We start from the raw sequence: 13,611 nt of genomic DNA on the forward strand, positions 1-13,611 counted from the left end.
ACTCTTATCCATTTTACCACAAGAAAGGTATCTTTGCCTTACTATTTTCTTACAAAAAAGCTATAATTCGGTAATTAAATGGAATTCTCTTATTCCTCCTGGCTCTCCGTAGGAATGAATACACGGCTGCCTATTGGGTTTAATTTACCAAGTTCTTCCTTTACGTTTCTGATCGCCTCTTCGCAGAACTGCTCCTGGCTGTTGACCAGGACCTTGCCCCTTTTATCTGGCTTTTCATAGGTCCCGGAGGGCTGTAGAATGTGGGCCTTCACGTTATCCTGAAACTGTACCTTAAGGACATGGAGGATCTGCTCCACCAGGGTCTCATCCTCCACCGGAAACATGATCTCCACCCTCCGGTCTAAGTTTCTCGGCATCCAGTCGGCACTGCCCATATAAAGCTCCGGACTGTTGTCGTTTTCAAAATAAAAGATCCGGGCGTGCTCCAGGAAATTTCCCACAATGGAATGAACCGTTATATTTTCACTTAGCCCCGGAACCCCTGCTTTTAAGCTGCATATGCCCCGGACGATCAGCTGGATCTTTACCCCCGCGCAGGAGGCTTCATAAAGAGCTGCTATGATCTCCTTGTCACAGAGGGAATTCATCTTTGCCATGATATGAGCTGTTTTCCCGTTTTCCGCATTTCTCGCTTCCCTGCGGATCATCCTTAGGAACCTGGCCCGCAGCCATATGGGAGCCAGAATCAGTTTATTCCAGTGAAGGGGCTCGGAATAACCTGACAGCATGTTGAACACGGCAGTTGCGTCCTCTCCGATCTGGGGATTGCAGGTCATAAGACCCATGTCCGTGTAAAGCTTTGCTGTGGAATCGTTGTAGTTTCCTGTGCCTAAATGGACATAGCGGCGGATCCCGTCTTCCTCCCTGCGCACCACCAGGGTGATCTTGCTGTGGGTCTTTAAGCCTACCAGCCCGTAAATCACGTGGCAGCCGGACTTTTCCAGCTTTTTTGCCCAGTTGATATTGTTTTCCTCGTCAAAGCGGGCCTTTAATTCCACCAGGACCGATACCTGCTTTCCGTTGTCGGCCGCTTCCGCCAGAGCAGCGATAATGGGGGAATTCCCGCTGACCCTGTAAAGGGTCTGCTTGATGGCCAGAACTGACCGGTCACTTGCAGCAGTTTTCACAAAATTAACCACAGGATCAAAGGTTTCGTAAGGGTGGTGAAGCAAAATGTCTCCCTCGCGGATGTTGGAAAAGATATCTTCCTCATTCATGAGTCTGGGAACCTGCTGCGGCACATAAGGGACAGCCTTTAAGTGATCAAAGCCTTTCAGTCCGTACATCTTCATTAAAAAGGTCAGATCCAGAGGGCCTGCGATCTCAAAAATATCGCCGGAGCTGATGTTCAGTTCCCGTTTAAGTATTTTTAACAGGCGCTTATCCATCTTCTCCTCCACTTCAAGGCGGATGGCCTCGCCCCACTGGCGTTTTTTAAGCTGCTTCTGGATCTCCTCCAAAAGGTCTTCCGCTTCCTCTTCGTCAATGGTAAGGTCTGCATTTCTCATAATGCGGAAGGGATGGGCAGTGATGACATTGTAATTTAAAAACAGGCTGCCGATGTTCCGTTCAATGATCTGTTCCAGCAAAATGACCGCCCGTTCTTCCTTTTTCCGGGATGGAAGTTCCACGATTCTTGGAAGAACACTGGGTACCTGGACTGTAGCAAATTCCAGCTCTTCTTCCCCGCTTTTTTTCTGAAGGAGGGCCGCGATGTTTAAGGATTTATTGCGGATCAAAGGAAAGGGACGGGAGGAATCCACTGCCATGGGAGTCAGCACCGGATACACGTTCCGCTCAAAATAGCTGTCCGCATATCTTCCCTCTTCCACGCTTAAATCCTCATGGTTTTGTACCACCCGAAGCCCGTTCTGCTTTAACGCAGGAAGGAGGGAACGGTTGTAGGTGGAATACTGGAGGGCCACCAGCTCATGGGTCCGCCCGCTGATCTTTTCAAGCTGGGACTTAGGATCTAAGCCTGCAATGTCAGGCTTCGTATATTTGGCATGGACCATATCCTTTAGAGAAGCCACCCGGACCATATAAAATTCATCCAGATTAGAGGCGGTGATGCTTAAAAACTTCAGCCGTTCAAAAAGAGGAAGGCTCTTATCTCTTGCTTCGCTGAGCACCCGGTAATTAAATTCGATCCAGCTCAGTTCACGGTTTACATAATTCTCAGGATTGTTATAGATCATTTCATTGTTGACAGCCATCAGGATAACCTCCTCTTCTGTTTTAATATGGGCCTTATTCCGAATATCTCTTCAAAGAAGTCCGCTTTCTGGCGAAATGCCACAGCTTCCAGGGTGATGTCGCCCTCATAAGGCACGGTCACCACCAGCTGCCCGTCTTTAACGGCCATACGGCTTTCCGACAGCTTCTGTTTATGGCTTCGGTCCATGGAATTTGCCAGCCTTAAAATGGCTGTCAGCTTTCCGACAAGTATGATGCTGTCCTCCTGAAGGAATTCTCCCTTTGTGTTCCGGAACACCTCTTCGTTTAAATGGATCCGGTTATAATCAAATTCCACCCCGTTATAGCGGACCGCATTGGCAATGATCTCCCGTTCCATATGGGACAGCCCGATGATCTCCGTAGACATAATGATGTGGTAGGCGGACTCGCTGGGATTTCTCATGCTGATGAACTTACCGCAGGCGTGGAGTATGGCCGCGATCTGCAAAAGAAGCCTTTCCCTTTTTCCCATTCCGTGATATTTTTTCATGCTGTCAAAGATATCAAGCACATATTTTTCCATATCCACCGTATGAGGGCTATGGCATTTGTAACGCTTTGCCATGTTGCGGGAGGCTGCAAGAATGTCCTCTGAAAAATCATGATTGAATTTCACCGCCTTGTTGTCTTCTGCATATTCTGCGGCAATGCTGTCGCAGAGGCGGATCCCGGGGATCCAGAACAGCTCTGCCTTTGTCAGTTCCAGGACGCGTTTAAAGATGATGGCTGCCGGGACTAAGAGAGAAGCGTATTCCGCATTGACCCCGAACCGGTCCTGGATCTGGTCCAGGGACATTCCCACGATCTTTTCATAGAAAAATGCAAATTCCTCAGCCGTGACCCGCTCCACAGGCTTTCCTCCCCGGCTGCCCCGGGAAAGATAGAGGATGCTTTCTCCGATGCCTATGAGGTTTTTGATCTCCCTGTCCTTTAAATAAACCTTTCGGAAAGTATACAGCTCGTTGTCCACCAGTTCCTCGATCAGGGTATTCTGCATCTGGTTGTCGACCTGTACATTTCCCATCATTTCACGGATTCTTAAGACTCCAAGCATCAGGTTGTGGGTGGAAACCAGGGCATCCCTGTCAAACAAGGAAACCTGCATGCTTCCAAAGCCAACGTCAACGATGGCGGTTCCCTTTTGTATGATCTTATGAAATTCTGCATCCTTTGAAGCAATGGCCTTATAACTGATAAAACGCTGCTCGGAATTGCTGATCACCCGTACTTCGATCCCGGTCCTCACCCGGATCTGGTCCAGCACGATCCGGCTGTTTTTGGCCTCCCGCAGGGCGCTGGTGGCATAGGCCCGGTAGCCGATCACCTTATAGGACTGCATGATGGAGGCAAAATCCTTGATGACCTGGCACATCTCATCCACAAGTTCATAGCTGATCTTTCCGTCTTTATAAGTGTCCCTTCCAAGGCCAATGACATGGCGGACATGATCCACCTTCTGGATCCCGGCCTTCTGGGAAATCTCATAGATGCCAAGCTCCAGTTCAAACGATCCAACATCAATGGCAGCAAATAATCTTATTGCCATACTGATCCTCCTTACTGCCCATTCACCAGGCAGCTTTCATATAGTTCACTCCGGTTTTCCTAAAAGGTGTGTAATAAACTGGCTTGCCGTTCTTCCTGATAAGCCTCCGTGATGTAATTCCCATATATTCGCTTTTGCATACAGTTCCTCCAAAGGCATATTGATGTCGCTGCGGGCAGCCAGCTGTCTTACGATCTCCTGGAACTCCTTTTTATCCGGAGAACCAAAGTAAATGGTCACGCCGAAGCGGGCCACCAGGGAAAGCTTTTCCTGGACGGTGTCATTATTATGTAAATCATCATCCAGTTCCCTTTTATCACTGAATTTTTCCCGTATGAGATGCCTCCGGTTGGAGGTGGCGTAGATCAGCACATTGCCCGGCTTCCTCCCAAGACCTCCTTCAATGATGGCTTTTAAATATTTATATTCCAGTTCAGTATCCTCAAAGGATAAATCATCCATGTAAATGATGAATTTGTAATTCCGGTCCTTTACCTGCTCCTGGACTTTTGAAAGAGACTTGAACTGGTGCTTGTAGACCTCGATGATCCGAAGTCCTCTGTCATAATATTCATTGAGCACAGCCTTAATGCTGGAGGATTTTCCGGTTCCGCTGTCCCCGAACAGCAGGACGTTGTTGGCGGCCCGCCCGTTTAAGAATGCCTCCGTATTTTCGATCAGCTTCTGCTTTTGAAGCTGGTAGCCGATGATGTCGTCCAGATGAACATGCTCAATGCTGGTGATGGGCAGGATCTGAGGTTCGCCTTCTGTGTCTTCTACGCGGAAAGCCTTATTAAGGCCGAATTTCCCCACTCCCAGCCTGCGGTAAAACTCCGTCACCTGGGAAGCAAAAACCGTTTCATCCTCAGCCTGTTCCAGGGCAATTGCCAGGGCAACGATCTGATCCCTGATCCTCTTATTATAGACCTTGCTGCTGCCGTCTGCACTCCGGTAGCCGGCCAGTGCAGTCCATATACCTTTCCCGTTGTTTAAGAGGTCCAGCTTCCGGATGTCATGGTCAAATAATTCCTTTATGATCCGGAAATCATGGGCAGCCAGTTCATTTAACGTCCCTTCCACGGGGCCTACGATCTCACAGGAGGTACTGTAGGCGTTTTCATCATTTGCCAGGCAGAATGCTAAAAAACAATGCCAGAGATTCCCCTCAAAGCCATAGGAAGCCGCCAGCTCTATCAGCTGACCGGCGCAGGCATAGGAATCCGGCATTGTTTCTGTTCTCTCTCCCGGTTTCAGGCTTAAAAGCCCGGCAACTTTGTCAAAAAGTTCACGATAATTCAAATTGCGGTACAAAATCAATTCCTGGGACTTCATAATTTGCCTCCTAAATGAATCAAGCCGATGGCCTGCATATCCGGCTGATGCCCGGTAAAGCGGGGCACGCTGTTCATAAACTCAAGGTTGAAAGACGGGTTTCTTTCAACCTTTCACCTTGTGTAAAACCATAAGAAACAACATTTGCAAGCCTTTAATAATTTCCCAAAACCCTCATGTTGCTCCCCTCTTCAGAGATTCCCTTTAAGGCATTCTGAATGGAGGCATCGCTTAAATTCCCCTCAATATCTATGAAAAACCGGTATTCCCAGTTTCTTCCCAATATAGGCCTTGATTCGATCATCATCATATTGACCCCGTTATAGATGAAATTGCTAAGCATGTTATACAGAGAACCGCTTTTATGGGGCAGCTCAAAGCTGATGCTTATCTTTCCCGCATCTTCCCGGTAAACGGGTTCTCTTGACAGGATGATGAACCGGGTGGTGTTGTTTTTATTGTGGTTTATGGAAGGTCTTAAAACCTTCAGGCCATAAAGCTTCCCTGCGACCTCACTGGCTACAGCCGCCTGGGATTGATCTCCATCCTCAAGGACCTTTTTAGCCGCCACAGCGGTATTTTCCACGCTGACCTGCTTCCAGTCCCTGTGGGCATTTAAAAATTCGGAGCACTGCATAAGGGCCTGGGGGTGGGAAAATACCGTGCGGATCTCATCCTCTTTTGCCTCCGAAAGACCAAGCAGGGCATGGTCCACGGAAAGGAAGGTTTCCGCCACAATGTAATTGCGGTATTTTATGAGCAGGTCATAATTATGGGTCACCGCTCCTGCCGAGGAGTTTTCTATGGGCAGCACCGCATAATCCGCGTTTCCCGCCTCCACCTCTTTCATGGCATCCTCCCAGGAATCCACATGGCGGATATGTGCTTCCGCTCCGAAATATTTTATGGAAGCCTCATGGCTGTAAGCGCCTTCCACTCCCTGATACACCACCCGTGCCTGTTTTACAGGAAGGCTTTTTACCTGGCGGAAATCATGCTCCGCCCTCAGCCCGTGCTCCGCCATAAGCTTGTACTGAAAATGGCGGCTAATGGTCATCATCTGAGTAAACAGCTCTCTTACCGCCTGCTTATGGAAGTCCGCCTCCACCATGCCGGTCACGGCTTCGATCTTCTGCTGTTCTCTTTCCTTGTCATAAACCTGCTTGCCTGTCTCAATCTTGTATTCCGCCACCTCACCGCTAAGCCTCATCCGCTTTTCAAATAAGGATACGATCTCATGGTCGATTCCGTCAAGCTGTTTTCTTATTTCCTGCAAATCCAATGTCTTCATGGGCCTTATCATTCCTTTATCTTATCTGTCTGTGTGCTCAAGCCCTGCCGGTAAGCTTTCCCTGGTTTATTAACTCCGCTTCCAGCATGGCCTTTATCTGATTTTCCACATAGGCGCCGGGGAATTTCTTAAATTCAGGCTCCAGTTCCTTTGTGTAAAAGGGCGTACCATATTCAATGGTTACCTGGGAGGGACGGATGAATGGAAAATGACCTTCAAACACCTCCGCAGTTCCGCTTATAGCCACCGGTACCACCGGGCAGCCGCTTTTTTCCGCAATTTTAATGCTTCCTTCTTTAAATGGGAGCAGATCCAGAAGATTTTCCTCCCGGTTCCTGGTTCCCTCCGGGAAAATCCAGACGGAAACGCCCCGCTTTACCTGTTCGATCCCTGTGAGAATGGTTTTTAAGCCTTCTTTTAAATTCTTTCTGTCAAGAAACAGGCAGTTTACAAACTTCATCCAGGCGGAAAGAAGGGGGATCTTCTCCATTTCCTTTTTTGCAACAAAGCCCATCAGGCCGGGAACTGTCACATAGCCCACAAGAATATCAAAATAGCTTCTGTGATTTCCCACATATAAAACGGCCTGGTCTGTGGGAATATTCTCCCTTCCCTTGACCGTAATGGTCACGCCGGCCATTCGAAGGAGGATCCGGAAAATCCACTGGACCACTGCCAGACTCAGCACATCCCGCAGGCGGCGGTCTTTTCTTCCGGTCAGCCACAGAAATATCAGGACCGGAATGCTTAAAATCAAAAAAATAATGACTGTTGATGCTACAAGAATAAAACGTATCATTGTTCTAGTCCTCCATTTCATCTATTATATAAAATGGTGACTTTAATTACAATACTACCTGCCTTTCTTTTTTGTAATTTGTTCAAACAACAGTCCTGTGGCAAACCACAGAGGTGCAAAGTCCAGACGGATCAGTCCGTCAATATTGGTGTTTCGTCCCGTATAATCCCAGGGGCACATTCCCCCGCCCCGCAAAAGGGTACCGGCAAAATATTCCGCCACAAAAATCAGGACCATGTAAAGAAATCCATGGCGGATAGCCAGCTCCGCTTTCCTTGCAGAAAATCCGGAATCAGGGGTTACCCAGCGGTCAATGATAGTTCCAATGGGGCCTAAAAGAGCTCCGCATCCGTAGATGGGAAACATTAAGAGAGAGGTCTGCCCCATCAGACGCCAGTCATGGCGCAAAATGGATTCCATGGAGGTAAAGACAACCTCCAGGCACCAGCCTGTCACCCCGCATTTGCAGAAATCCAGGGGCAGCTGTTTTAGGTTTAATTGTAATTGTGATAGTGTTTTCATACCCTTCATTATGCGCCGGATATGGAGATATTATGAAAACAAAAAGATATTTTACAGCTTCCAATAAGCCCTGTGATGCTGGGTTCTATAAAAGTGGGGACAACAGCCTGCTTCCCTGTTCCTTGATCCGGATAAAAAGGCCCCTCTCCTCATAAAGCTCCCTTGTGATCTCTTTGCACCTCTTTAAATCCTCTAAGAATAATTCTTCCAGCCTCTGGGTTGTTTCCTCGTCATAGATCACCGCATTTACTTCAAAATTAAGTTCAAAGCTCCGGATATCCATATTGGCGGTCCCATAGGAACTGACCTTTCCGTCGGTCATAACTCCTTTGGAGTGGAGAAACCCGTTTTCATAGGTATAGCATCTGGCCCCGGCGGATAAAAGATCTCCCACATAGGAATAGGAAGCCCAGTAAACAAAGGGGTGGTCCGGCTTGCAGGGGATCATGAGCCTTACGTCCACACCGGAGCGTGCCGCTACCTGCAAGGTGGTAAGCACGGCGTCGTCAGGCACAAAGTAGGGCGTCTGGATGTAAATATGGTCCCTGGCCTTTGAAAACAGCCGGATATAATTGTCACGGATCTGGCGGCTCCTGGCATCCGGGCCGCTTGCGATAATCTGGATCCCAAGGTGTTTTCTCTCGTCATTCATATCAACCACACCCATATAGTCTATACATCTTCCGTCCTCATCCTCGCAGAAATATTTCATATTCCGAAACAGGTTTTCTCCTGCCGCATAATTCCAGTCCAGGGCAAAGCGGATCTGAAGACTCAGCACAGAGCCCCCCTGGAGCTTTAGATGGGTGTCTCTCCAATAACCGAATTTGGTGTCCTTGGAAATGTATTCCCGGCCGATGTTAAAGCCTCCCACATATCCCACCCGGTTGTCAATGACCACGATTTTCCTGTGGTTTCTGTAGTTCACCCGAAGCTGGAGACGGCCAAGTATGGGCGGGAAAAAGATCCCCACCTTTACCCCGTTTTCTTTCAGCCTGTTCCATTTGTCCTTTGCCATGAAACGTCCTCCCATGCCGTCGCAGAGAATGCGCACCTCTACTCCAGCCCTGGCCCGTTCTATGAGGATGGGGATTATGGAATCAAACAATTCGTCATCCTTAATAATGTAATACTGCAAATGAATGAAATAAGCAGCAGCCGAAAGCTCGGCTCTTAAGTCTTTAAATTTTTCCTCCCCGTCCGTAAAAATCTCCACCGTGTTGTCAACGGTCAGCACAGACCCGGAGGTTTCTAAGTTATACACCACCAGATCCGCATAATCACGGGATAGCGAAGACACCAGGCTGATGTCATGGCTTTTTAAAAACTCCTCCTGGTTCTTTGCGGAATAACGCACCCGGTCTTCCACTTCCTTGACCCGGAACATCTTGCCCTTTCTCATATCCTGGCCCAAAAGCAGATAAAAAAGAATGCCGAATACGGGAATAAAATACAGGGCTAAAAGCCAGGTCCAGACTGCTTTGGGATCACGCCTCTGGAAAAACACAATGATAATGGAAAGGATCAGATTGATATAGATCAAATGATCGATCAACCAGTTCCATATTCCAACCGTCTGTGTCCAAATCGTTTCCATAATATATCCCTCCTGTCTAAGCGGCATTGGCCCAAGGAATATGCAAGCACATTCTTTGGAATAATTGCTCTTGCAAAAAGAGCCATCGCTGCGGCGATGACCCCTTTTTATACAAACTGATTTCTCTCCCTGTCGTAATGATAATCAATTGCAGCCAAAGAATGGGCCAGGTCCTCTTCCCGGATCCCAAGACTATGACAGCATTCCTCCAGAGAAGGATAATAATCTCTTAATTGAGTATTGATATAACTTAACAGAATCGCCGGATCTTTAGGTATGTTAAACATTTTTTCCTCCTCCTATTCTGATATCATATTTATTTTATCATAATTTTCCACAGTTGTGAATCACTCAAAGAAAGAATTAAGGACCATTGGGGAAAATTCCACTGTACGAACGGGGAAATCAGTGTTACAATCAGATATTGATATCCCTCAGGAGGTAATTTCGTATGAAAAAAATACTAATGTTGGGAACAGGGGGCACCATTGCCTGTAAGCGAAGTGACAGCGGCCTAAAACCACTCCTCACCTCAGACGAGATCCTTTCCTATGTTCCGGAAGCATCCAAATTCTGTCAGGCAGACAGCCTGCAGATACTCAATATAGACAGCACCAACATGCAGCCAAATCATTGGCTTGCCATGGCAAAAGCCATTGAGACCCATTATGAGGATTACGACGGCTTTGTCATCTGCCACGGCACCGACACCATGGCTTACACGGCCTCAGCTCTCTCCTATCTGGTACAGAATTCGGAAAAACCCATTGTCATCACCGGAGCACAGAGACCCATTGATATGGAAAATACCGATGCACGCACCAATTTGTCAGACAGTCTCCGGTTTGCAAGCGAACCAAAGGCCCATGGGGTCACCATAGTCTTTGACGGAAAGGCCATCGCAGGCACCAGGGGGAAAAAGGAGCGGACTAAGAGCTACAATGCTTTTTCCAGCATTAATTTCCCTTATATTGCTGCGATCCAGGATGGGTATGTGCTTTTTTACGTGGACGACAAAGCCTCCTGTTCCAGGCAGGTGCAGTTTTTCCGGGAATTAAATCCTCATGTGGCATTGATGAAGCTGATCCCTTCCATGGGATCGGATGTCCTGGACTATATGGCAGAGCATCATGACGCGGTAATCATAGAATCCTTTGGGGTCGGCGGCCTTCCCTCCTATGACACAGGAGATTTTTATAAAGCAGTCAAAAAGTGGATCTCCCTTGGAAAAACCGTGGTCATGACCACCCAGGTGACCAATGAGGGCAGCAATATGTCCATATACGAAGTGGGGCACTCCATCAAAAAAGAACTGGGGCTTTTGGAAGCTTATGATATGACCCTGGAAGCCACGGTAACAAAGCTGATGTGGATTCTGGGCCAGACCAGGGATGAAAAAGAGATCAGGGAATTGTTTTACCGGACCATTAACAGAGATATTCTCTGGCAGGCATAAAAGATACAGGCGCTGCAAGAGGGATGAATCCTTATCCCTTTGCAGCGCCTTTTTAAATCAGACCTTTCGTTTCTTTCCTCTTATTCCAGATAGGCGATCAGCTTCTGGCCGTCTTCTGACACATCAATGACGATCACATTTCCAGCCCGGACCTCATCTCCAAGAATGATCCTGGCCGCCAGGGTTTCCACATGCTTTTGTAAGTATCGTTTCAATGGACGGGCTCCGTAAACCGGATCATATCCCTGTTCCACCACAAATTCCTTTGCCTGGTCAGTCAGTTCAATGGTTAATTCCTGATTTTCGATCCGTTTATTTAAGTCAGCAAGGAGCAGGTCAATGATTCCCGCAATATTTTCCTTATCAAGAGGCTTAAACAGGATCATTTCATCAAGACGGTTTAAGAATTCCGGACGGAAATGGTTCCTTAAATCATTCATTACCATTTCCTCCGCGTCTCCTCTGATATTTCCCCCTTCATCAATTCCTGTCAGCAGATACTGGGAGCCGATGTTGGAAGTCATGATGATGATGGTGTTTTTAAAGTCAACGGTCTTTCCTGTGGAATCTGTGATCCGTCCGTCGTCAAGAACCTGTAACAGTACGTTAAATACGTCGGGATGGGCCTTTTCCACCTCATCAAAAAGCACCACGGAATAGGGCTTTCTACGGACTGCCTCTGTCAGCTGGCCGCCCTGGTCATAGCCCACATATCCTGGAGGCGCTCCAATCAGCCTGGATACGGAATGCTTTTCCATATATTCGCTCATATCAATCCTGACAATGTTGTTTTCATCGTCAAACAGACTTTCCGCAAGGGCTTTGGCAAGCTCCGTCTTACCCACACCCGTAGGTCCTAAAAACAGGAAGGAGCCGATGGGCTTTGTGGGGTCCTTGATCCCGGCCTTGGAACGGATGATGGCCTCCGTGACCTTTGATACCGCCTCATCCTGGCCGATGACCCTTTTATGAAGCTCTTTATCCAGGTGAAGAGTCTTATTCCTCTCCCCTTCCGTCAGTCTGGATACCGGGATTCCCGTCCACTTGGATACGATCCTGGAGATTTCCTCCTCTGTGACGCTTTCATGGACAAGGCTCATATCCTGGTTTCTTACCCGCTCCTCCTCTGCCGCCAGCTCCTTTTGAAGCTGGGGAAGTCTTCCATACTGCAGCTCTGCCGCACGGTTTAAATCGTACTTTTGCTGAGCTGCCTGGATCTCACGGTTGATGCTTTCAATTTCTTCCCGTAAAGAGGACAGCCGGTCAACGGATGCCTTTTCATTTTCCCATTGGGCCTTCTGGGAGGTGAACTCATCGTGAAGCTCCGCCAGCTCCTTCTGAAGCTCTGCAAGGCGGTCCTGGCTCAAACGGTCGGTTTCCTTCTTTAAGGCAGCCTCCTCGATCTCCATCTGCATGATGCGCCTTGACAGCTCATCAAGTTCTGCAGGCATGGAGTCCAGCTCCGTCTTGATCATGGCACAGGCTTCATCCACCAGGTCAATGGCCTTATCCGGCAGAAAACGCTCGCTGATATAGCGGTCTGACAAAGCCGCCGCCGACACCAGGGCAGAGTCCGTGATCTTTACCCCATGATAGACCTCATACCGTTCTTTTAATCCCCTTAATATGGAAATGGTATCTTCTACACTTGGCTCATTTACCATGACCGGCTGGAACCGCCGTTCCAGTGCCTGGTCCTTTTCAATGTACTGGCGGTATTCATCAAGAGTGGTGGCACCGATGCAGTGAAGCTCGCCTCTGGCAAGCATTGGCTTCAGCATATTGCCCGCATCCATGGATCCTTCTGTTTTTCCAGCGCCAACAATGGTGTGGAGTTCGTCAATGAACAGGATGATCTGGCCGTCACTTTTCTTCACTTCGTCGAGAACTGCCTTTAAGCGTTCCTCAAATTCTCCCCGGTACTTGGCGCCTGCCAGCAATGCCCCCATATCAAGAGCAAACAGCTTTTTCTCCTTTAATCCCTCCGGGACATCGCCCCGGACGATCCTCTGGGCCAGACCTTCTACCACAGCCGTCTTACCTACCCCAGGCTCCCCGATGAGAACCGGGTTGTTCTTTGTCTTTCTGGAAAGAATACGGACCACATTGCGGATCTCGCTGTCACGGCCGATCACCGGGTCCAGTTTCTGGTCCCTGGCCCGTTCCACCATATCATAGCCATATTTGGTCAGGGTATCATAGGTAGCCTCCGGGTTGTCGTTTACAACACGCTGGTTTCCTCTTACCGTGGAAAGAGCCTGCAAAAAGGCTTCCCTGGTTATGCCATAACTCCGGAACAACTCCTTTACCGGCTTAGAAGGCTGCTTTAACATGGCAAGGAACAGATGCTCCACGGAAACATATTCATCCCCCATGACCTTTGCCTCATCCTCGGCGCCAATTAAGACCTTGTTTAATTCATTGCTGATGTATATCTGTCCTCCCCTGACCTTGGGAAGTTTTTCGATTGCCTGAGCCGTTTCATTTAAAAACTGCTCTTTTTGTATATTCATCTTGGTAATGAGTTTTAATATCAGACTGTCTTCAATGGTAAGAAGACTGTACAGCATGTGTTCCTGCTCTATCTGCTGATTCCCGTATTCATACGCAAGCTTTTCGCAATTCTGGACGGCTTCCATTGACTTTTGGGTGAATTTATTGATATTCATAATTGCTTCCTCCTTTTTATCCGGTTATGTAAAACATTGCTTTATTTGTTCTATATGTAATATAACAAATAGTGTTTCGCCTGTCAAGATGATTTTCCTCAGATTCGGACGGAATTCAAACAAAAATCTTACGGTTTTCT

10 protein-coding genes are annotated in these 13,611 nt (G+C 48.0%); 1 reads left to right on the forward strand and 9 read right to left on the reverse strand.

Annotated features, from left to right (window positions below; all coding sequences use genetic code 11):
• Nucleotides 1-89: 89 nt before the first annotated feature.
• The 8 genes from K401_RS0105715 to K401_RS0105755 form a co-directional block, all read right to left on the reverse strand.
• Nucleotides 90-2,237, reverse strand: coding sequence for an RNA degradosome polyphosphate kinase (locus K401_RS0105715; protein ID WP_024292061.1), 2,148 nt, complete (start codon nt 2,235-2,237; stop codon nt 90-92).
• Nucleotides 2,237-3,805, reverse strand: a complete 1,569-nt coding sequence (locus tag K401_RS0105720) for a Ppx/GppA phosphatase family protein (protein WP_024292062.1) — start codon at nt 3,803-3,805, stop codon at nt 2,237-2,239. The genes K401_RS0105715 and K401_RS0105720 overlap by 1 nt, the downstream gene beginning before the upstream one ends.
• Before the next feature lie 45 nt (nt 3,806-3,850).
• Complete coding sequence (locus K401_RS0105725; protein ID WP_024292063.1) at nt 3,851-5,137, reverse strand: ATP-binding protein; 1,287 nt, start codon at nt 5,135-5,137, stop codon at nt 3,851-3,853.
• A 154-nt stretch (nt 5,138-5,291) separates the two neighbouring features.
• Entirely contained in the window at nt 5,292-6,428 is a 1,137-nt protein-coding gene (gene pheA, locus K401_RS0105735) for a prephenate dehydratase (RefSeq protein WP_024292064.1), read from the reverse strand.
• A 37-nt stretch (nt 6,429-6,465) separates the two neighbouring features.
• Entirely contained in the window at nt 6,466-7,227 is a 762-nt protein-coding gene (locus tag K401_RS0105740) for a lysophospholipid acyltransferase family protein (RefSeq protein ID WP_024292065.1), read from the reverse strand.
• Between the two features lie 54 nt (nt 7,228-7,281).
• Nucleotides 7,282-7,758: a putative ABC transporter permease gene (locus K401_RS0105745; protein WP_024292066.1), complete on the reverse strand. Its 477-nt coding sequence runs from the start codon at nt 7,756-7,758 to the stop codon at nt 7,282-7,284.
• Between the two features lie 76 nt (nt 7,759-7,834).
• Nucleotides 7,835-9,346 carry a cardiolipin synthase gene (cls, locus tag K401_RS0105750; protein WP_024292067.1) on the reverse strand — a complete coding sequence of 504 codons (1,512 nt, stop codon included), beginning with the start codon at nt 9,344-9,346 and terminating at the stop codon, nt 7,835-7,837.
• Between the two features lie 107 nt (nt 9,347-9,453).
• Nucleotides 9,454-9,633: a DUF4250 domain-containing protein gene (locus K401_RS0105755; RefSeq protein WP_024292068.1), complete on the reverse strand. Its 180-nt coding sequence runs from the start codon at nt 9,631-9,633 to the stop codon at nt 9,454-9,456.
• Between the two features lie 164 nt (nt 9,634-9,797).
• Between K401_RS0105755 and K401_RS0105760 the strand changes: the two genes are divergently transcribed.
• Nucleotides 9,798-10,802 carry an asparaginase gene (locus K401_RS0105760; protein WP_024292069.1) on the forward strand — a complete coding sequence of 335 codons (1,005 nt, stop codon included), beginning with the start codon at nt 9,798-9,800 and terminating at the stop codon, nt 10,800-10,802.
• 80 nt (nt 10,803-10,882) lie between these two features.
• On the opposite strand, the gene clpB is transcribed toward K401_RS0105760, so the two are convergent.
• Nucleotides 10,883-13,471 (reverse strand): ATP-dependent chaperone ClpB, encoded by a 2,589-nt coding sequence (gene clpB / locus K401_RS0105765; RefSeq protein WP_024292070.1) that lies wholly within the window; start codon nt 13,469-13,471, stop codon nt 10,883-10,885.
• Between the last annotated feature and the right edge of the window lie 140 nt (nt 13,472-13,611).

Origin of the sequence: Lacrimispora indolis DSM 755, assembly GCF_000526995.1 — a bacterium.
GTDB classification, from domain to species: domain Bacteria; phylum Bacillota; class Clostridia; order Lachnospirales; family Lachnospiraceae; genus Lacrimispora; species Lacrimispora indolis.